20 protein-coding genes are annotated in these 18,936 nt (G+C 54.9%); 5 read left to right on the top strand and 15 right to left on the bottom strand.

The features are described 5' to 3' along the window. Nucleotides 1–61: 61 nt before the first annotated feature. Nucleotides 62–2,131 carry a molybdopterin-dependent oxidoreductase gene (locus HZS80_RS19100; RefSeq protein ID WP_246362306.1) on the bottom strand — a complete coding sequence of 690 codons (2,070 nt, stop codon included), beginning with the start codon at nt 2,129–2,131 and terminating at the stop codon, nt 62–64. Between the two features lie 226 nt (nt 2,132–2,357). Between HZS80_RS19100 and HZS80_RS19095 the strand changes: the two genes are divergently transcribed. Together HZS80_RS19095 and HZS80_RS19090 are read left to right on the top strand one after the other, a co-directional pair. Beyond that, entirely contained in the window at nt 2,358–3,023 is a 666-nt protein-coding gene (locus HZS80_RS19095) for an SDR family oxidoreductase (protein ID WP_179916985.1), read from the top strand. Nucleotides 3,024–3,132: 109 nt separating this feature from the next. Beyond that, nucleotides 3,133–3,582 carry a DUF305 domain-containing protein gene (locus tag HZS80_RS19090; protein WP_179916984.1) on the top strand — a complete coding sequence of 150 codons (450 nt, stop codon included), beginning with the start codon at nt 3,133–3,135 and terminating at the stop codon, nt 3,580–3,582. A gap of 150 nt (nt 3,583–3,732) precedes the next feature. On the opposite strand, the gene HZS80_RS19085 is transcribed toward HZS80_RS19090, so the two are convergent. From HZS80_RS19085 to ugpB, 7 genes are all read right to left on the bottom strand, one after another. After that, the gene (locus HZS80_RS19085) at nt 3,733–4,104 is read right to left on the bottom strand and encodes a DUF1428 domain-containing protein (RefSeq protein ID WP_179916983.1); all 372 of its coding nucleotides are present in this window, start codon (nt 4,102–4,104) and stop codon (nt 3,733–3,735) included. Then, a complete protein-coding gene (locus HZS80_RS19080; protein ID WP_179916982.1) occupies nt 4,101–4,487 on the bottom strand; it encodes a YciI family protein in 387 nt (128 codons plus the stop codon). Before HZS80_RS19080 ends, HZS80_RS19085 begins: the two co-directional genes overlap by 4 nt. A gap of 82 nt (nt 4,488–4,569) precedes the next feature. Next, a complete protein-coding gene (locus HZS80_RS19075; RefSeq protein WP_179916981.1) occupies nt 4,570–5,799 on the bottom strand; it encodes an RNA polymerase sigma factor in 1,230 nt (409 codons plus the stop codon). A 90-nt stretch (nt 5,800–5,889) separates the two neighbouring features. Continuing rightward, entirely contained in the window at nt 5,890–6,945 is a 1,056-nt protein-coding gene (locus tag HZS80_RS19070) for a sn-glycerol-3-phosphate import ATP-binding protein UgpC (RefSeq protein WP_179916980.1), read from the bottom strand. 1 nt (nt 6,946) lies between these two features. Beyond that, nucleotides 6,947–7,789 carry a sn-glycerol-3-phosphate ABC transporter permease UgpE gene (ugpE, locus tag HZS80_RS19065; protein WP_179916979.1) on the bottom strand — a complete coding sequence of 281 codons (843 nt, stop codon included), beginning with the start codon at nt 7,787–7,789 and terminating at the stop codon, nt 6,947–6,949. Between the two features lie 17 nt (nt 7,790–7,806). Then, entirely contained in the window at nt 7,807–8,691 is an 885-nt protein-coding gene (gene ugpA / locus HZS80_RS19060; protein ID WP_009288107.1) for a sn-glycerol-3-phosphate ABC transporter permease UgpA, read from the bottom strand. Between the two features lie 90 nt (nt 8,692–8,781). Further along, the gene (gene ugpB / locus HZS80_RS19055; RefSeq protein WP_179916978.1) at nt 8,782–10,107 is read right to left on the bottom strand and encodes a sn-glycerol-3-phosphate ABC transporter substrate-binding protein UgpB; all 1,326 of its coding nucleotides are present in this window, start codon (nt 10,105–10,107) and stop codon (nt 8,782–8,784) included. A 216-nt stretch (nt 10,108–10,323) separates the two neighbouring features. On the opposite strand from ugpB, the gene argE reads away from it, so the two are divergent. Next, nucleotides 10,324–11,496 (top strand): acetylornithine deacetylase, encoded by a 1,173-nt coding sequence (argE, locus tag HZS80_RS19050; protein WP_179916977.1) that lies wholly within the window; start codon nt 10,324–10,326, stop codon nt 11,494–11,496. A 58-nt stretch (nt 11,497–11,554) separates the two neighbouring features. Here the strand turns inward: argE and HZS80_RS19045 are convergent, their stop codons facing one another. Then, entirely contained in the window at nt 11,555–11,866 is a 312-nt protein-coding gene (locus tag HZS80_RS19045) for a hypothetical protein (protein WP_008957053.1), read from the bottom strand. A 185-nt stretch (nt 11,867–12,051) separates the two neighbouring features. Between HZS80_RS19045 and HZS80_RS19040 the strand changes: the two genes are divergently transcribed. Both HZS80_RS19040 and HZS80_RS19035 read left to right on the top strand, forming a co-directional pair. Further along, nucleotides 12,052–12,525 carry a YchJ family protein gene (locus HZS80_RS19040; protein WP_179916976.1) on the top strand — a complete coding sequence of 158 codons (474 nt, stop codon included), beginning with the start codon at nt 12,052–12,054 and terminating at the stop codon, nt 12,523–12,525. Continuing rightward, nucleotides 12,518–12,832 (top strand): GIY-YIG nuclease family protein, encoded by a 315-nt coding sequence (locus HZS80_RS19035; RefSeq protein ID WP_179916975.1) that lies wholly within the window; start codon nt 12,518–12,520, stop codon nt 12,830–12,832. The genes HZS80_RS19040 and HZS80_RS19035 overlap by 8 nt, the downstream gene beginning before the upstream one ends. Nucleotides 12,833–12,858: 26 nt before the next feature. Here the strand turns inward: HZS80_RS19035 and HZS80_RS19030 are convergent, their stop codons facing one another. From HZS80_RS19030 to HZS80_RS19005, 6 genes are all read right to left on the bottom strand, one after another. Further along, the gene (locus HZS80_RS19030) at nt 12,859–13,263 is read right to left on the bottom strand and encodes a universal stress protein (RefSeq protein WP_179916974.1); all 405 of its coding nucleotides are present in this window, start codon (nt 13,261–13,263) and stop codon (nt 12,859–12,861) included. Nucleotides 13,264–13,349: 86 nt separating this feature from the next. Next, nucleotides 13,350–14,819: a Na+/H+ antiporter NhaC gene (gene nhaC, locus HZS80_RS19025; protein WP_179916973.1), complete on the bottom strand. Its 1,470-nt coding sequence runs from the start codon at nt 14,817–14,819 to the stop codon at nt 13,350–13,352. 298 nt (nt 14,820–15,117) lie between these two features. Beyond that, nucleotides 15,118–16,308, bottom strand: a complete 1,191-nt coding sequence (locus HZS80_RS19020) for an acetyl-CoA C-acyltransferase (RefSeq protein ID WP_179916972.1) — start codon at nt 16,306–16,308, stop codon at nt 15,118–15,120. Continuing rightward, nucleotides 16,305–17,588 (bottom strand): ArgE/DapE family deacylase, encoded by a 1,284-nt coding sequence (locus HZS80_RS19015; protein ID WP_179916971.1) that lies wholly within the window; start codon nt 17,586–17,588, stop codon nt 16,305–16,307. Before HZS80_RS19015 ends, HZS80_RS19020 begins: the two co-directional genes overlap by 4 nt. Beyond that, complete coding sequence (locus tag HZS80_RS19010) at nt 17,588–18,241, bottom strand: 3-oxoacid CoA-transferase subunit B (protein ID WP_179916970.1); 654 nt, start codon at nt 18,239–18,241, stop codon at nt 17,588–17,590. The genes HZS80_RS19015 and HZS80_RS19010 overlap by 1 nt, the downstream gene beginning before the upstream one ends. Then, nucleotides 18,231–18,932 carry a CoA transferase subunit A gene (locus tag HZS80_RS19005; RefSeq protein WP_179916969.1) on the bottom strand — a complete coding sequence of 234 codons (702 nt, stop codon included), beginning with the start codon at nt 18,930–18,932 and terminating at the stop codon, nt 18,231–18,233. Before HZS80_RS19005 ends, HZS80_RS19010 begins: the two co-directional genes overlap by 11 nt. Between the last annotated feature and the right edge of the window lie 4 nt (nt 18,933–18,936).

The following is an 18,936-nucleotide window of genomic DNA, read 5'->3' as shown; positions in this document are numbered from 1 at the left end:
TCAGCACGGTGGGTTTTGGCAATAACGGGCTTGCGAAAGCCAACTTGCACGGGGCGAATGATCAAAAAGTGCTCGCTGGCGGTGATAGGGAAAGTGTCGGCGCCGGCTTCACGGATTCAGGGTTATGGGTATTGGCATCTGAAAAAGCAGTCTCCTCGCCAATGATATACATTGCTTTGATATCGCCCTGGTCGGCCGATTGCACCATCAGGAAATTACCTTCGCCTACCTTCGTGGAGAGTTGCTCAGGCTTGACTCCCCAGCCTTTAGCCCAGCGCTGACGCGCGTTCTCATCAGTGACTTTTTCATATCCAGGGTACATATTGCGCAAGCAGCCAAAGTCACTCGCACCTTGCACATTGTTGTGGCCGCGCATTGGATACCCGCCCGTGCCGGGCTTGCCATAGTTACCTGTTACCAGTAGCAAGTTGGAAAGCGCCGTACTGGTGTCCGAACCATGGCTGTGTTGGGTGATGCCCATCGCCCACAGCAGGCAGACACTTTTTGCCCGCCCGATTATCTCGGCGGTATCGATAAGCGCTTGCTTTGAAATACCGGTCTTGAGTTCGGCGAAATCCAGGGTAAAGGGTTCTAGTGAGCGGCGATACTCCTCCACGTTATTGACCCATTGCTCAAGGAAGTCGGTGTCCGCTAAGTGGTTATCAAACATGTAGCGCGATAAAGCCGACGCCCAGATAAGGTCAGTACTGGCGTTAGGGCGCAGAAAGATATCGGCGCGTTCGGCCATTTCATGCTTACGAGGATCCATCACAATCAATTTTTGGCCGCGTAATTTTTGCGCGGCTTTAATTCGCGAGGCGATGACAGGGTGATTCTCCGCCGTATTGCTACCCACCAAAACAACCACTTCAGCTTGTTCGATATCCTTGATCGTTCCAGCGTCTCCACCGTAACCGACAGTACGAAACAGTCCTTTTGTCGCGGGATTCTGACAATAACGCGATGAGTTATCCACGCTGTTGGTGCCGATGATGAGACGGGCTATTTTCTGGGTTAGGTAGGCTTCTTCATTGCTGGCTTTACTTGAGCCAATAAAGCCAAGGCTGTCGGGGCCATGGGTATCTCTGGTTTTCAGCAGCCTCTGAGCCACCAATTCCAGTGCTTCGTCCCAGCTGGCTTCGCGAAAGCGGCCTTGCTCACGAATGAGCGGTGTGGTCAGACGCTTTTCACTGTTAACGAAATCCCAGGCGAACTTGCCCTTAACACAAGTAGAAATACCATTGGCCGGTGCTTCGGGTGAAGGCTGAACTTTGAGAATATGACGGTCACGCGTCCACATCTCAAATGAGCAGCCGACGCCACAGTAAGTGCAGACCGTTTTAGTACGTTTGAGCCCAGGCTGGCGCCAAGCTGAATCTATCTCTGAGAGTCCGGTGACGGGTTTGGCACTGATGGTCGTTTCAATTTTTTTGACCACTTCGATCATGGGTCGCTTAAGTGACCAGGGCATGGACGTGAACGGCCCAGTATGGCCATTCATGCTATTTTCCATCAGCGCGTTGCAGGGACAAACGGTCACGCAATGACCACAATGAACGCAACTTGAGTCATTGATTTCCTTTCCCCCATCCCAAAGCACGCGCGGATTTTCATCAGCATAGTTAATACTTAAGGTTTCATTAACTTCCACATTTTGACACGCTTCGACACAGCGCCCGCATAGAATGCATTGGTCGGGATCGTAAGTATAAAAAGGGCTGGAAGTATCTTTGGGGTATGGTTTAGGTAGAAACTCATAACGCTGGATGGGGATATCCATTTCCACCATGGTGTTGTGCAGGGTGCAGTCGCCATTATTGTTTTCACACACCGTGCAGTAGAGTTCATGCTTGCTAAGTAATCGATCCATGCCTTCGTGACGTGCCGCGACGGCTTGAGGATGGCGACTGGAAATTTGCATCCCTTCCTGACTTCGCAGTGCACAGCCACGCTTTAGTTCACCAGCCACTTCTACCCAGCAGGCATCACAGGTTTCAATGGCGCCTAGTGAGGGGTGATAGCAGACGTTCGGCAGAGCGATACCTTTACTTTCTAGAAAGTCGATCAATGGCTCATCAGCATTGCCTGTTAATTTTTCACCATCGAAAATGATCGTACATGGCTGATTCATATCGGCATTCCTCCTTGAATCCTATATTTATAAGAGGCAGCTCCGCCGCTGTATCGATACATATGTATTAACTGCAACGTAGCCAAGGAGGCTGGGATTACACAAGCTTAAACTTAGCAAATGAATGTATGTTAAAAGCAGGTCTTGTGAGGGGGCGCCAAGCCAATCGCGCGATTATCACCTAGGCTGGGTAGGGTGCACTATGAATGGCAACAGGGAGACCAAAATGAAACCGACAGTGGTAATTACGGGAGCCAATCGCGGTGTAGGTTTAGCGCTGGCAGGGCACTATTTTGATGCTGGGTGGCAGGTTATAGGCGTCTGTCGGCAGTCGTCAGAAGAGCTCGATCGCGTGGCTGATCAAGTGATTGAGAACATTGATGTTACCCAGCCAGATGATATCGTCCGCCTGGTAACGGCGCTCGACGGGCAAGCGATCACGCTGTTAATTAACAATGCAGGCATGCTGCGTGATGAATCGCTTGGCAATATCGATTTCGACAGTATTCGCGAGCAAATGGAAATTAACGCCTATGCGCCGTTGCGGGTGGTCGAGGCGCTGCTCCCCAACCTTGCCGAAGGCAGCAAAATCGCCAATATCACTAGTCGAATGGGCTCAATTGCTGATAACGACTCCGGTGGGCGCTATGGTTATCGAGCCTCTAAAGCAGCGCTGAATGCGTTTGGTAAATCGCTGGCAGTAGATCTAAAGCCCAAAGGTATTGCGGTGGCCCAGCTTCACCCAGGCTATGTGCAAACACGCATGGTCAATTTTGGTGGCTTAATAAGCCCGCAAGAAGCTGCTTTAGGCATTGCTGCCCGTATTGAAGCGCTGACACTAGATAACAGTGGTGGGTTTTGGCATAGCAATGGTGAGCTTCTTTCCTGGTGATCGTTGCGGGACATGAAAAGCATCCTTTGGTTGCACCGTTGTCATTCGCCAGGATAGCGAATCGGTATCTACACTCGTAACTCCGATAATTGGTTCAAGGAGGAATGCGATGAAAATGTATTTACGTTTCGGCGCTATGATCGTGACGGCGACCGTGATCATGTTGGGGTTGATGTACTTGAACACTTACCAGCTAGACCATGTCACTTTCAGTGAAACTCGTACTTACATGGCTATTGTCATGGGGGCCACGATGGCAGTGGTCATGCTGGGTTTCATGCTTGATATGTACTCCAAAAAGGGCGTGAACCTGGCTATTTTGGTGGGCAGCATCGTGGTTTTTGCCGGGGCGCTGTGGCTGGTGCGCAGCCAACAGACGGTAGATGATGTTTCCTATATGAAGGCGATGATTCCGCATCACTCTATTGCCATTCTGACCAGTGAGCGTGCTCAGATAACCGATCCCCGCGTACGTGAACTCGCCGACTCAATTATCGAGACCCAGCGGGAAGAGATCGCAGAAATGAAAGCATTAATAGCGGATCTTGAAGGTAAGTAATAACGCTTATTGAAACCGCTACGGGTGGGCAGGTTGGAACAAGATTGTCGAAATTCAGTTGGCGAGTAGTCGGTCGGACATTGGGTTGGAAGGTGCCATGGCGGCGGTTCACGCATAGCGCTTCCAACTTTTATGTCGGCCGGTGCCCTGTCACTCCTCATCAATGATACTTTTAAAACCACCGAAAATGAGTCGCTTGCCATCAAACGGCATTGGATTAACGTCCATCTGCAAGCGCGGGTCTTGCATGACCTTGGCCATTCCTTCATCACGCACGGCCCGCGATGGCCACTCTATCCAGGAAAAGATGATGCTTTCGTCATCCTTGCGTTTGACCGCCATGGAAAAGGAGGTCACTTCCCCTTCGGGAACATCATCTTCCCAGCACTCCACGACCCGCAGTGCGCCGTGCTCCTTGAAAACAACAGCCGCGGCACGGGCATGCTCAATAAACGCATCTTTATTAGCGCTGGGCACGGCAGCGACGAAACCATCCACATAAGGGTGTGTAAGCTTGCTCATGGCTGTTCTCCTATTACTGTTTTATGTGCTTTAGGGGGGAGTTCTCGAACGGGGCGTACCTCAATGCTGCCCAGCCGGGCTGGTGGGATGCGGCTAGCCAGCTGCAGCGCCTCATTCAAGTCGTGGGCTTCGAGCAGGTAGAAGCCGGCCAGTTGCTCCTTGGTTTCCGCAAAGGGGCCATCGGAGATTAACGTCTCGTCATCGCGTACACGCACGGTGGTAGCGGTTTCTACTGGCTGTAACGCTTGTCCGGCCAGATAGTGGCCGTTGGTGCTCAAGCGCTCTACCCCGGCGACACACTCCTGATTGAGGTCGTGCCATGCCTGTTCGCTCATGGCGTTGATAATCTGTTCTTGGTAATACACCAGCGCAACGTACTTCATTGAGAGCCTCCTGGTTGGTCAGGGTAGTGACTCTCTTTAGTCGTTTGGCATCGTCTTGAATCGACATAGCCTAAGCCTTTTTTTAGGGGGGATTTTCGAGCTCTGCCAATCGCCTGTTCAAAAAGCGTTTTTCTGGATCCAGGGTGACCAATAGCAGCGCCTGTTGATAGGCGCTGCGAGCTGCCTCATGCTGGCCTTGGCGCCGCAGTAAATCCGCTTTGGCGGCGTGAAATAGATGATAGCGGGATAGTTGTGGGTGATGGGCGATGTCGTCGAGTAACTTCAGGCCGGTGTCGGGGGCACCATTCATGGCAATGGCCACCGCACGATTCAGCGCCAGGATGGGGGATGGAAAACGTCGGCAGAGAGCATCGTAGAGCCTGACGATACGCCCCCAATCGGTCTGCTCGGCGTGGCTAGCCTGGGCGTGTACGGCGGCAATCGACGCCTGAAGGGTGTAGTACCCGGCGGGGGTGAGCGCCAGCGCCTGTTCCAGCCATGCAATGCCGACCTGGATATCCTCTTGGCGCCATAGGCGTCTGTCCTGAGCATCCAGTGTCACCAGTTCACCCTCGCTATCCTGGCGCGCATCCCGGCGGGCATCATTAAGCAGCATCAAAGCCATCAGCCCAAACACTTCACCCTGGGGCAGTAGCCGTGCCAGCTCATTACCCAGGCGCATGGCTTCTTGGGTTAGGCTGATATCGACCACGCTAACGCCCGTGCTGCGTGAGTAGCCTTCGTTGAAGACCAGATAGATGACCTGGAGCACATCAGGTAGGCGCTCAGGTAATTCTTCCTGGGTAGGGACTGCATAAGGGATATGCGCATCGCGAATTTTGCGTTTGGCTCGTACGATACGCTGAGCCAGCGTCGTAGGCTTCATCAGTAGCGCGCTGGCTACTTGCTCAGTGGTCAAACCGCACATCTCGCGAAGCGTCAGGGCAATCCGTGCTTCCATGCTCAAACTTGGGTGGCAGCAGGTGAATAGCAGCCGCAAGGCGTCATCTTCGATGGTGGTGGGCTCAAGATCCAGCGCTTCATCTGTGGGTAATAGCAAGTGAGCCCGACGGCGAGCAGTACTGCGTTGGCGAATTTGGTCTATTCCGCAGTGGTAGCCGGTGCGAATTAGCCATGCCGTGGGGTTGTCAGGTTTGCCGTTAACCGGCCACTGTTGAACCGCCGCCACAAAGGCATCCTGCATGGCTTCTTCGGCTAGTTCAAAATCCCCCAGCAGGCGTATCAGCGTCGCCTGCACGCGCCGGGAGTGCTCACGATACAGGTCATCGACGTATGAAGGTTCAGTACTCATCAAGGGAGGTCCGTAAGCTTTATCTCAAACGTAGCGCATGGTTTCTCCGTTGACTTGTTTTTCTTGTTTTGTCTTTCGGGGGATAGGTATTCAATCCCCGGTGCGTTTTCCCGTGGCGCTGTTGAAAGGATGCAGGGCGTCGCGGGTCACAAAAAATCGCAGGGTTTCGCCTTCGGCAACGGGCGGCTGCCCCGAAACGCGGATGACTGTAGGCTGGTCGCTATCGGCGAGGGTCACATACAGGTGGCTTTCGGCCCCCGCGGCTTCAAACAGCGCCAGCGTTGAGTCGACAATTAGGTGAGGCGCGGTCGGCGGCGCTAGATGCATATCATCCGGTCGAATGCCGACGACATCGGTGCCGTCGGGCAGGTTATCCAGCAGCCCGTTGGCGCCTTGTTCGTTCAAGTAATCCACTGGCAGCATGTTCATGGCAGGGGAGCCGATAAACCCGGCGACAAACATGCTGGCGGGGCGGGCGTAGATCTCCATGGGTGTGCCGACTTGCTCAATCTGCCCGGCGTTAAGAACCACTAAACGGTCGCCCAGTGTCATGGCTTCCAGCTGGTCGTGGGTCACATACAGGCTGGTGGTTTTCAGGCGCCGCTGCAGCTGTTTGATCTCTACGCGCATCTGCACCCGCAGCTTGGCATCCAGGTTGGAGAGCGGCTCGTCGAATAGAAACGCCGCAGGTTCGCGCACGAGGGCGCGGCCCATGGCCACCCGCTGGCGCTGACCACCAGAGAGCTTGCGCGGTTTGCGCTCCAGAAACTCTTCGATCTCGAGCATTTTGGCGGCAATTCGCACGCGCTTTTCAATGTCTTCTTTGTTAAACCCGCGGTTCTTGAGGCCGTAAGCTAGGTTGTTGTACACCGTCATATGCGGGTAGAGCGCGTAGTTCTGGAACACCATGGCGATATCGCGCTCGGCGGGCTCCAGCTTATTGACCACCCGGTCACCGATTTTGAGCGTGCCCTCGGTAATGGTTTCAAGCCCCGCCACCATGCGCAGTAGTGTAGATTTGCCGCAGCCGGAAGGCCCCACCAGCACCACAAACTCGCCATCTTCAATCTGTAAGTCGATGCCTTTGACGGCATGAACATCGCCGCTATAGGTTTTCTTTAGCCCTTCCAAGGTAATGCTGGCCATCTTATTTCTCCGTCTCGGTCAGGCCTTTCACAAATAGGCGTTGCATAAACAGAATCACTAATACAGGCGGCAGCGCTGCCATGACCACCGCGGCCATCACTAATTGCCACTGTGGGTTCTCTTCAGAGGTCATGCGCTGAATGCCCATTACGATGGTGTAATAATCAGGGTCGGTAGTGATAATTAACGGCCAGAGGTACTGGTTCCAGCCGTAGATAAACATGATCACAAACAGCGCGGCGATATTGGTCACCGACAGCGGCATTAAGATGTCTTTAAAAAACTTCAGTGGCCCGGCGCCATCGACCCGGGCGGCTTCGAGCATCTCTTCGGGAATGGTCATAAAGAACTGGCGGAACAAGAAGGTTGCGGTAGCCGAGGCAATCAGCGGGATCGATAGCCCGGCAAAGCTATTGAGCATTTTAAGATCCGCAACGACCTGAAAAGTCGGAATAATGCGCACTTCCACCGGCAGCATCAACGTGACGAAGATCACCCAGAAGAAGAACATCCGGAAGCGGAAACGGAAGTAGACGATGGCAAAGGCGGAAAGCAGTGAAATAGACAGCTTACCTACCGTGATCGCCATGGCCATGATAAAACTGTTCCAGAGCATCAGGGCGGCCGGCGGTGCGCCGGCATTGGAGACGCCCGACTGCCACATGCGCGTGTAGTTTTCGATCCCGTGGCCACCGGGGAGCAGTGGCAGCGTGCCCTGCAGCAAACCCGACAGGGAGTGGGTAGAGGCAACAATAGCGACATACACCGGAAAAGCCACCAGCGCGACACCAGAGATCAAAATAATATGGGCTATCAGGTTAGCCCAAGGGCGGTTTTCAACCATTACGTTCTCCCCAAGGCTTAGTAGTTGACTCGGCGCTCAATAAAGCGGAATTGGATCATCGTTAAGGCCACCACAATCACCATTAGAATCACCGACTGAGCCGCGGACGAGCCAAGGTTTAGCCCGACAAAGCCGTCGGCATATACTTTGTAAACCAGTATGTTAGTGGCCTGGGCCGGGCCGCCTGCGGTGGTGGCGTGAATAATCGCGAAGGTGTCGAACATGGCGTACACCACGTTAACCACCAGCAAGAAGAAGGTGGTAGGCGTGAGCAGCGGGAAAATAATCGTCCAGAAGCGCTTCGTTGGGCTGGCACCGTCAATGGAGGCGGCTTCAATCAGTGATTGCGGTATTGACTGTAATCCCGCCAGAAAAAATAGAAAGTTATAGGAGATCTGCTTCCAGGCGGCGGCAAAAATCACCAGCAGCATGGCGTCACTGCCCGAGTTACGGTGGTTCCACTGGTAACCCACCATTTCCAGCATATAGGGCACAATGCCGATAGAGGGGTTGAAGATAAACCACCACAACACGCCCGCAAGCGCGGGGGCGATGGCGTAGGGCCACACCAGTAGCGTGGTGTAGGTGCTGCGTGAGCGAATCATCCGGTTGACGGTGCTGGCCAATAGAAGAGCCACCGTCATTGACAGGAGTGTGGTACCTACGGCGAATACCACCGTCACCGATAGCGAATTGACATAACTGCCGTCACGAAATAGACGGGCAAAGTTCTCAAGACCCACAAACGTTGAGCGCAGCCCAAAGGCGTCTTCGCGCAGTAGCGACTGATACAGCGCCTGGCCCGCAGGCCAGATAAAGAAAATCAGTGTCACAATCACTTGGGGCGCCAGCAGCGCGTAGGGCAAAAAGCGACCAGGGTAGGTCATGCGTTTGGTTTGCATGGGCAGCTCTGCAAAGGGGGAGCAAATATAAGCATCAATAAACGAAATCGCCGCCTAACCCATAGGGAAGGCGGCGAAGTGAGTGCTTATTTACTGGTTGGCAGCTTCAAAATCACGGAGCAGATCATTGCCGCGTGCTACTGCTTCATCCGCTGCTTCCTGACCCGATTTGTCCCCGGTCATCACCGCTTCCATCTCTTCAGAGATGATGTCGCGAATCTGGACAAAATTACCAAAGCGTAGGCCCTTAGAGTTTTCGGTTGGCTCGTTAAGGGTCATCTGTTTCAGCGAAATATCCGCACCGGGATTCTCATCGTAGTAGCCCTGCTCTTTGCTCAGATCCCAAGCGGCCTGAGTGATGGGCAGATAGCCAGTTTGCTGGTGCCACTGTGCCTGTACTTCGGGCTGGGAGAGGTACTCAAAGAACGCGGCAACGGCTTCGTACTCTTCGTCGCTATGGCCTTGAAGTGTCCAGAGCGTAGCGCCACCGATAATCGAGTTCTGCGGTGCGCCTTCTACGTCGTCGTAGTAGGGCTGCATACCAAAGCCAACTTCAAATTCTGAATTGGCGGCGACATCCGCACGTGAAGCAGAAGAGCCGAAGAAAATCGCGCAGTCCTGGGAGTAGAACATCGGCTCAGAGTCGGGGCCGGAGCCGGGGCCACCCCATTTAAAGACACCCTCCTCCTGCCAGTCGTGGAGGTTGTCCCAGTGGCGAGCGACCAGCTCATTGTTGAAGGTAAACTCGGTTTCCATACCGCCAAAGCCGTTTTCCAGTGTACCTAGCGGCACGTTATGCCAAGCGGAGAAGTTTTCCAGCATTACCCAGCTAGGCCAGGAGGTGGTAAAGCCACAGCTGGCGGCACCAGACTCGACGATTTGACGTGAAAAATCGGCCACTTCTTCCCATGTTTCGGGGGGCTGCTCAGGATCCAGGCCCGCTTCTTCAAACATGTCCCGGTTGTAGTACATGATGGGCGTAGAGGAGTTAAACGGGAAAGAGAGCATATTGCCGTTGGTGTCGGTGTAATAACCCACGACGGCGGGCAGGAAAGCTTCATTATCGAAAGCGCGGCCATGCTCTTCCATCAGCTCGTACACTGGGTAGATGGCGCCTTTGGCGTTCATCATGGTGCCAGTACCGACTTCAAACACCTGCAGGATATGCGGCTGCTCATTGGCGCGGAAGGCGGCGATCGCGCCGGTCATCGTTTCGGTATAGGTGCCGCGATAGCTGGGGGTAACGTGGTAGTCGTCCTGAGACTCGTTGAAGTCTTGGGTCATCTCTTCGAGAATTTCGCCCAGTTGGCCGCCCATGGCGTGCCACCAGCTAATCTCTGTTGCCGCCTGAGCAGACAGGCTTAGGCTGGCCGTCGCCACCCCTACGGCAAGCGCGTGCAGTGTGAAACGAGACATAAAGAAGCTCCTTATGGCCTGAACTTAGTCAGGCGTGCAATGCGTTTGTTGAGATTTTTAGATGCACTGAACAGTAAGAAGTGTAGATGACGTTTTAGTGAATGCACGATGAACCTGCCGTGACAGTCAACATTGCGCTGTCAGCATGCCTACTGAGTAGGAAAAGGAAGAGGGCGATGATAGTGTGATAGGAAGAGTCCAACTAACGAGAGCAGTATGACTGACGTGACCACTTTACTGACGAAGCTGGTGTCATTTGATACCACTTCCAGTGAATCCAATCTGGCGTTGATTGAGTATGTGGAAGGCTATTTGGCAGAGTATGGCGTTAGCGCCGAGCGGGTGATGAGCCCCTGCGGTACCAAAGCCAACCTGATCGCAAGAATTGGCCCAAAGGCGCCGGGCGGTGTGATGCTTTCCGGGCATACCGATGTGGTACCGGTGGCGGGGCAGCCGTGGTCGAGCGATCCGTTCACCCTGCGTAATGGTGGCGATGGCCGCTTATACGGGCGCGGTACCTGCGATATGAAAGGGTTTATCGCCTGCGTATTGTCGATGGTGCCCACTTGGACGAAAGCGCCTCTGCAGCAGCCGATTTATCTGGGTTTCTCCTATGACGAAGAGATCGGCTGCGTGGGGGCGCCAAGCCTCATTAAACGCTTTTACGAGCACTACTCCACCACCGCCCATGTGATTGTTGGCGAGCCCACCAGCATGCAACCTGTGGTCGCGCAGAAAGGGGCGACCAATCTGCGTACCACCGTGATTGGTCAGGAAGCTCACAGCAGCCAGGTCAATCAAGGCACCTCAGCCATCCACGTAGCGGCAAGGCTAGTGACCTTTATTGAAGATACCATGGCGGCGTTGGTCGAAGAGGGGCGCGTTGATCAAGCCTTTAACGTGCCTCACACCAGCCTGCATGTGGGCAAAATCAAAGGCGGAACGGCGATCAATATTATGGCGCGGGAGTGTCAGTTCGAGTGGGAGATTCGTCATCTGCCGACCGATACCTTCGATGAGATATACGCGCGCTTTGTGGGGTTTTGTGCGCAGCTAAGCGCTGAACTCAAGGCCAAAGGCAAGCACGTTGAGATCACCACTGAGCCGCTAAACGTGACAGTGCCGGGGCTGGCCGACCGCGAAAACGATCAGGTGCTTCGCTTAGCCAAAGACCATTTGCCAGCAGGGTGCTGCGACCATGCGGTGGCTTACGCTACAGAAGCAGGGCAGTTCCAGGGCCAGGGCTTACAAACCATTATTCTCGGTCCTGGCAGCATTGCCCAGGCGCATCAGCCCGATGAGTATATCGATATTGAGCAGCTTGAAGCGTGCGAGGACTTTCTAACCAAAATGGGTAAGGCGCTCGAAAGGTCTGCTGAAGGAAGTTAATGGTCACCCAATAAAAATCCCACCCGGTTAAAGGGGTGGGATGTTTGGCGTTACCATTTCAGTGCTGAGGATGTTGTTCAAACAGCTCAGCTTTTGCATGGCGCATCACATCTTCGCACGCCTGCTGTTGGGCTAACTGCGTCAACAGGCGCTGAGTCACTTCGAAGCCCTTGCCTAAGCAAGTGTCCACTTCCTGTGGGCTAACGGCTGGCGTCACGCGGTAATCGATTTTTACCGTGCGCCCGCCACCTTCCAGCCGATCCGCAACTCCCCTGAGTCGCCACGCGATTTTCTCTTTCCAAGTTGCTGATTCTTCCGCGCCTTCGTTTACGCTAAACGTGCACTGCCATTCCGGTTTAAAGACCTTCATAGGAGAACCTCCAAAAATTTTGGAAAGAATGATCTATCGTGATTCGTACTCCGTGTCTGAATGTATTGCCCCACTACTATATACCTAACGCAGCGTGAATATCGAAACAATACTGATACACGCTGGGCGACGCGCATAGGACGTATCGGTTAGGCTATAGAAGAGATGGCTAAAGAGCTTAGATTATGACCCGCACGACTGATGTAAGTTGCCCCTGTGGTAGCGATTTAATGCTGAATATTTGCTGTGGCCGTTACCATCAAGGTGCCGTCGCACCGGATCCTGAAACGTTGATGCGATCTCGCTATTCGGCTTTTGCATTGGGCCTCAACGACTACTTACTAGCCACGTGGCACCCTACTACAAGGCCAGCAGACATTGGGCCGGATCCCGACACTGAGTGGAAGTCGCTAACCATTGTCTCAGCAGAGCCGCCGCTTGAAGATAGCGGCTATGTCCATTTTAAGGCCCATTTTTATGAACGAAGGCGAGAGCAAAAAGGCTGGCATGTATTAGAGGAAGTTTCCCGCTTCGTTAGAGAGCGACAGCGCTGGTGGTATATCGACGGCACCCCGATGCTTACCCGCTTAAAACCACGCCGAAACGACCCGTGCTTATGTGGTAGCGGGCGTAAATTAAAGGGTTGTTGCGGTGAATAGTGCCATTGCCCAGCCTGAGAAAGCCGAACCTCAGTGGTATCTCTATTTGCTGGAGTGCCGACGCGGTACTTACACGGGCATTACCAATAACCTCGCGAAGCGCTATCAGGCGCACTGCACGGGCAAAGGGGCGCGTTATACCCGCGCTAATCCACCCATTGCGCTGCTGGGCGCCGAGCCGTTTGAAGATCGCGCCGCTGCCAGCCGAGCTGAATATCAGTTGAAGCAGCAAACGCCGAGCCAAAAACGCCGCTGGGCCAAGCAGTGGCCGATTAGCGGTTTTTCCGACCCAGCGCTGGATACGTAAGCTACGCAGATGTCTGAATGTCAGGTCTACCGAACAACCGTGACGGTGCACGCTGCCTGACGTACGACATTCAGGGCGGTGGAGCCCATAAAGTGGTCAGGAAAGCCAGGGCGGTTCGACGAAATAACGATGCAGTCGATGCCATTGCGCTTGGCAAATTTAACGACCTGATGGGCAGCGTTACCTTCCACAACATGAATCTCGTAGTGCTCGCCGCCAATCTTCTTGCGGATACCGTCCTTAATGCGCTGTGCGGTAGTTTCGCGGTAATCACTGGGTAATGATGGTGTGATATAAGGCGGAATTCGCTCCATAACCGAAATGATCTGTATGGTGCTGTCTTCGTCTGCCAGCTTACGTGCCACCTCGATTTTCTGCAGAACATTGGAGTTATTGTCTGCTGCCGTAGTGATCAGAATGTTCTTATACATGGTTAATGCCCTCAGGTTAATAGGCGGTGGTGCGAGGCGATAGCTCGGCCGCCCCTGGTCACATGTTCGATCTGATAGATAGTGACCTACTTCGCTAGTTCGGCTTGCGGCTGATTTGCGGTGTGTGGCAGGTTATAAGTGTTGACGTCGTTTCGCTCGCCTTCACGCCAGATGAAGATATTGAACAGGCCGTAGAGGATAGCAATGATGGGCGTGATAATGGCGAGAAACGTCCACCCCATGTAGTCCCAAGCGGATACGTCCAATACACCCATGTAGTAAGCACCTCCCAATCCCCAGGGGACTAACGGTGAAGTGACCGTAGCTGAGTCTTCACAGGTGCGTGAGCATACCGATGGCAGAATCTTGAGCTTGCGATAGGCCGGTACGAACATGCGTCCTGGAATAATAATGGCAATATACTGGCTGGCCGAAAACAGGTTGGTGGCCAGCGACGAGACAACGTGAGTAACGATTAGCCCGCGTGAGTTACTGACCAGTTTACCCATCCTCTCCAATAACACTTCAAGCATGCGGGTTTTTTCCAGCAGGCCACCTAGACTAAGCCCGATAAAGCCAAGCGAGATAGTCCACATCATGCCTTGCAGGCCGCCCCGGCTAAGTAGGCTATCGACGGCTTCAACACCGGTTTCAGAGACATAGCCATAGTTCATGTAGTTCATCATGTTGCCCAGTGCAACGCCTTGAGTGGCGATAGCAAGTCCTGCTCCCAATAGGCTACCGATGACCATAACGGCCAGCGCATTAATGCGCCGATAGGCCAGAATGACCACCACCAGCGGAGGGATAAACGTTAGCAACCCGACAGAGAAGTTCTCACGGATACCTTCCAGTAGTTCAGTGGTGCGGGAAATATCCGCTCCTTCGCCGTCAAACTGCATGCCGATGAAGAAGAACAGGAGAATGGTAATGATTAATGCAGGGCCTGTTGTGTAGAACATTGACCGGATATGGTCGAACAGGTTGGCTTCGGCAACCCCCGCCGCTAGGTTGGTGGAGTCTGATACGGGCGAAATCTTGTCACCGAAGATGGCTCCAGATATCACCGCACCGGCAGTCATGGCCGGCGGAATATCTAGCCCGCTGCCAATGCCGATAAAGGCAACGCCAAAAGTGGCGGCGGTTGTCCATGAGCTGCCTGTTACCAGCGATGCCACGGCGCACACAATCACAGCGGTGAACAGAAAGTAGGAAGGGTTGATCAGCTGTAAGCCGTAATAGATCAGAGAGGGAATAGTGCCAGAAGCAATCCAGCTGGCCACCAGCACCCCCACCATCATCAAGATCAGCATGGGCAACATGGCAATCTCACAGCCATACAGAATACCTTTCTGGATATCCTGCCAACTGAAGCCAGAGACTAGCGCGATGATGGCACAGACCACGATGGCAAAGATCAAAGAGATGTGAGTCACCCAGTCTTCGCCCAGCAGAAAGATCTGGGCAAACATCATGAAGCATAAGAAGCCAATACCGATAAGGGCCCCAATAAATGAAGGGCGTTTGTCCGCGTCGTTCGTATTTGTCGTTGACATGTAGTTCTCCTTGTTTAGGAGTTTGTATTATTTGCCGCTACCAACGCGGCGCTCAGTACCCCCTTTTTCTGGTAAGACGTGAGTGCGTTGTTTGAAATAAACCACAAGCTCGCACGGCAATACCGTCAATTGGGCGTCGGCGTGTGATAGCGCACAGCATTGGTTTTGTTGTTGTGCGCTATCACACGAAGGTGAACGTGGCGTAAGGTTCGCTTGGTTAAAAGCGACTCCATTTTTATTATTGCGTCCAGCGATATGATCGAGGCGCCTCAAATTATTAAGGCACCCGATGGTCTAACTAACAGCGTTCTAAAATGATGGTGATTCCTTGCCCGCCACCAATGCAGGCCGCGGCGCAGCCATAGCGCTGCTGGCGGGCTTGTAAAACTCGGCTAAGCGTGCCAGCAAGGCGGATGCCGGTCGCGCCTAACGGGTGCCCAAGCGCCATGGCGCCCCCCCAGATATTGACGTTTTCAGGGGCAATCGAAAGCTCACCCATGGCATGCAACGGCACTGCGGCGAAGGCTTCATTGATTTCCCATACGCCGATATCCTGCGGTGTCAGCTGGGCCTGTTTCAGTGCGCGTCGAATAGCGGCGGCGGCTCCGGCGCCCATCTCCTCTGGCTTGACGCCGCAGTCGGCGATGGCCACAACGCGTGCCAAGGGGCTAATGCCGTGTTGGCGCAGGGCAGATTCAGACATCAGTAGCGTGGCAGCAGCACCAGAGGTTAGCGGCGAGCTGTTGCCTGCAGTCACTACGCCGCCTTGCATAAATACCGGGTCCAGCCCCGCCAGGCGCTCAGCGCTGGTATCCGCGCGGATGTTGCTGTCCGCGCTGACCGGTTCGCCTGCCGCGTTGTTCAGGGTCAAACGCTCAGCGTCAAAGTGACCTGCTGCGTTGGCCTTGGCGGCACGCTGGTGGGAACTGAGGGCGAGTGCGTCCATCGCCTCACGCGAAATACCGGCAGACTTGGCCAGTCGTTCGGCGGTCAGCCCCATATTGAGCACCACGTCGAGCGCCAGCCAGTCGGCTTTTTGCAGTGCTTGAGGGCTGGTCAGCACGCCTTCCTTAAACAGTGCCGGGCCCATGGGCACGCGGGTCATGTTCTCCACACCGCCGGCCATGCCAACCTCAACCGCGCCCGCCTGAATCTCCCGTGCGGTGTTGCGCAGCGCGGCAAGACCAGAGCCACATTGCTGGTCAAGCTGGCGGGTTGCGCAGCCCTGGCCATGTGCTCCCAGCCGCTCGGCAAGCCACAGGGGGTAACGCCCACCAAAGCTCCACTGTTCTTTCACTGGCAGGGCGCAGCCAATGCTCAGGTCTTCCACCACCGCGCCATCAACGCCGCTACGTGCTAATAAGCCATCGAGCACGCTGGCCAGCAGGGCATCGCTGCGGGTATCGGCCCAGGCATCGACCTCGGGTTTGCGGGGATGAGCGCGGCTGAAGGCGCTACGCGCATAGTCGGCGAGATACACGTCTCTCATGAGTGGGTCTCCTGGTTGTTTGCCATGCGCGCCCAACGGTGGATGAATAGGGCATAGGTGGTTAGCACGTGGCGGATCGAGTCGATGTTGACGCACTCGTCTACACCGTGAATGCGCTGAGCAATCGGGCCGTAGCAGGTGCCGTTGATCTTGCCGGAAACGTGGAAGGCCCTCAGGTCAGTGGTGCAGGTGGATAGGTAGTGGGCAGGTGGTTCGCCGAGCAGTGCTTCGTGGCACTCCGAGAGAAGCCGGATGCCTGGGGTGTCGAGATCGACCACATGCCCTTCGGAACGAAAGCCATGGAAGCTGACCTTGGGTGGAGGTGTCGCGTCGTCAAGCTCGGCGTGGCGGGTCATCAGGGTGTCGCGGACCCGCTGCATGGCCTCCTCTGGTGACATGCCGGGCGGGAAACCAACACGCCCTTCCAGAATGGCGTGGGCAGGTACACTGGAGGCCCAATTGCCCGCATCTACACGGCCAACGCTAAGGTTGAACGGGTGAGGATGGTCAACGTAAAGCGCAGGCCGAGGTAGATCATTCATTTCGGCTTCTAGCGCTTTCAGCGCGGGCAGATAGTCCTGTAGGGCTTCAATCGCATTGCGCCCCGCGCTGGGGTCGAGCACATGGGCGGGCACGCCATCCAGGCGCATCCGAAACCACAGTACGCCCACTTGGCCAGCGTAGATCTGAGCGCCGAAGGGTTCCGGTATCAGTACGAAATCGCCGCTAAAACCTTGATGCAGGCAGGCCAGCGCGCCGTTGCCGGTGCACTCTTCTTCAATTACGGTTTGTAAGGTGAGCGGAAAGTTGATCTCTACCCCCGCCTGACGTACGGCCTCAACCGCCATCACCATGGCGGCAATCCCCGCCTTCATATCACCCGCGCCACGGCCGTACAGCCAGCCATCTTTTTGCCACGGCTCCCAGGGGGGGAGGGTCCACATATCGACAGGCTCGGCAGGTACCACATCAAGGTGGCCGTTGAACACTAAATGTGGTCCTGGCGCGCCGGGGTTAAGGTCTGAAATGACATTGTAACGGCCAGTGCTGGACCATTCGGTGGGAGCACGATGGGGGTGCTCCTCAAAGCCGGGGGCATCCAATGGTACACGGGTCACTGGCAGGCCCAGGCGTTCAAGGTGGCGCTCCATGGTGTCCAGCGCACTCTGTTCCTGGCCGAGGACGCTATAGCCCCGCACCAAGTCACTGGTCAGTTCCAGGGTGTCATCCATCAAGGCATTGCAGCAGGCAATGATGCGTTGTTCGGTGGCGTCAAGCATCAGAATCTCCCTAAACGTGATTCATCAATCAGCAGGGTGGCGTCGGTAGCTTCGCGCAGCGCATCAACGCTCAGCCCCTCGGCAATTTCCACTACCTCAAGTCCTTCCGGGGTCACATCCATCACGGCTTTCTCGGTGATAATGCGGGAAATACAGCGGCTGGCGGTCAGGGGTAACTGGCAGCGGGTGAGAATCTTGGGGTTGCCGTGCTTATCGTTGTGGGAGCACAGCACCACCAGTCGGGCGACTTTCTGGGCCAGCTCCATGGCACCGCCAATGCCAGGTGAGAACTTGCCGGGAATTTTCCAGTTGGCCAGGTTGCCCTCCTGGTCCACCTCAAAAGCACCCATGAAGGTCACGTCCACGCGGCTGCGGCGGATCATAGCGAACGAGGTGGCGCTATCGAACACGCTGGCCCCTGGGCGGGTGGTGATATAGGCGCCGCCGGAATCAATCATGTCGATATCGGGTGCTTCGCCTTCTTGGCGGGGGCGGCAGCCCAACAAGCCGTTTTCGGAATGCACCAGGACATTCATGTCATCAGGCAGGTAGTGGAACAGCCGTGTTGGCAGCCCGATCCCCAGGTTGACGATCTGGCCATCGATGACTTCACGGGCGGCGCGAGTCAACATACGCTGCTGATCAGAGAGCATGGGGGCGAACTCCTTGCTGGCTGGACGCGCGGTCGACTTGCACTACATGACTGACAAAGGCACAGGGGGTGTGAATAGTGTCGATAGGCAGGTCGCCGGGTTCGTCGATGCGGTAGGTTTGGGCAATGACCCGCTCGGCAGCCATGGCCATTAAGGGATTGAAATTGCTGGCCGTGCCACGATAGATCAGGTTGCCGTAGCGGTCGGCTCGCTCAGCGTGAATTAGAGCAACATCAGCCTGTAAAGCAGGTTCAATGGCCCAGGTGCAACCTTCGATATTGATTTCATGCCGCCCTTCAGCAATTTCCGTCCCTATCCCGATATCGGTAAGAAAACCGCCATGGCCAACGCCTGCGCAGCGGATTTTTTCAGCCAACAGCCCCTGAGGATGAAAAATGACCTCCATCTCGCCAGCATTCATGGCGTCAATGGCTGTTCGGTTTAGGCCTAAATGAGAGGTGATCAAGCGTTTTACACGGCCTGCCTCAATTAGCTTGCCGATACCGATACCGGGTTCATTGGCATCGTTTTTAATCAGCGTTAGGTTGCGTTGACCGCTGGCGAGCAGAGCGTCGAGCAACGCAAAGGGCGTGCCCGGGGAGCCAAAGCCGCCTACCATGATGGTCGCGCCATCAGGAATCTCGGCGATGGCCGCGTCAATATCACAGACTTTGTGGTTTAGCAGCGTCATGATG

The organism is Vreelandella glaciei, assembly GCF_013415125.1.
GTDB classification, from domain to species: Bacteria; Pseudomonadota; Gammaproteobacteria; order Pseudomonadales; family Halomonadaceae; genus Vreelandella; species Vreelandella glaciei.
The sequence above is the reverse complement of the archived record's forward strand: the minus strand, read 5'-3'. Positions and strand labels throughout refer to the sequence as shown.

Coding starts and splice junctions, on each gene's coding strand:
- HZS80_RS19100 (WP_246362306.1), bottom strand. CDS start 2,131: ATGAATCAGCCATGTACGATCATTTTCGATGGTGAAAAATTAACAGGC.
- HZS80_RS19095 (WP_179916985.1), top strand. CDS start 2,358: ATGAAACCGACAGTGGTAATTACGGGAGCCAATCGCGGTGTAGGTTTA.
- HZS80_RS19090 (WP_179916984.1), top strand. CDS start 3,133: ATGAAAATGTATTTACGTTTCGGCGCTATGATCGTGACGGCGACCGTG.
- HZS80_RS19085 (WP_179916983.1), bottom strand. CDS start 4,104: ATGAGCAAGCTTACACACCCTTATGTGGATGGTTTCGTCGCTGCCGTG.
- HZS80_RS19080 (WP_179916982.1), bottom strand. CDS start 4,487: ATGAAGTACGTTGCGCTGGTGTATTACCAAGAACAGATTATCAACGCC.
- HZS80_RS19075 (WP_179916981.1), bottom strand. CDS start 5,799: ATGAGTACTGAACCTTCATACGTCGATGACCTGTATCGTGAGCACTCC.
- HZS80_RS19070 (WP_179916980.1), bottom strand. CDS start 6,945: ATGGCCAGCATTACCTTGGAAGGGCTAAAGAAAACCTATAGCGGCGAT.
- ugpE (WP_179916979.1), bottom strand. CDS start 7,789: ATGGTTGAAAACCGCCCTTGGGCTAACCTGATAGCCCATATTATTTTG.
- ugpA (WP_009288107.1), bottom strand. CDS start 8,691: ATGCAAACCAAACGCATGACCTACCCTGGTCGCTTTTTGCCCTACGCG.
- ugpB (WP_179916978.1), bottom strand. CDS start 10,107: ATGTCTCGTTTCACACTGCACGCGCTTGCCGTAGGGGTGGCGACGGCC.
- argE (WP_179916977.1), top strand. CDS start 10,324: ATGACTGACGTGACCACTTTACTGACGAAGCTGGTGTCATTTGATACC.
- HZS80_RS19045 (WP_008957053.1), bottom strand. CDS start 11,866: ATGAAGGTCTTTAAACCGGAATGGCAGTGCACGTTTAGCGTAAACGAA.
- HZS80_RS19040 (WP_179916976.1), top strand. CDS start 12,052: ATGACCCGCACGACTGATGTAAGTTGCCCCTGTGGTAGCGATTTAATG.
- HZS80_RS19030 (WP_179916974.1), bottom strand. CDS start 13,263: ATGTATAAGAACATTCTGATCACTACGGCAGCAGACAATAACTCCAAT.
- nhaC (WP_179916973.1), bottom strand. CDS start 14,819: ATGTCAACGACAAATACGAACGACGCGGACAAACGCCCTTCATTTATT.
- HZS80_RS19020 (WP_179916972.1), bottom strand. CDS start 16,308: ATGAGAGACGTGTATCTCGCCGACTATGCGCGTAGCGCCTTCAGCCGC.
- HZS80_RS19015 (WP_179916971.1), bottom strand. CDS start 17,588: ATGCTTGACGCCACCGAACAACGCATCATTGCCTGCTGCAATGCCTTG.
- HZS80_RS19010 (WP_179916970.1), bottom strand. CDS start 18,241: ATGCTCTCTGATCAGCAGCGTATGTTGACTCGCGCCGCCCGTGAAGTC.
- HZS80_RS19005 (WP_179916969.1), bottom strand. CDS start 18,932: ATGACGCTGCTAAACCACAAAGTCTGTGATATTGACGCGGCCATCGCC.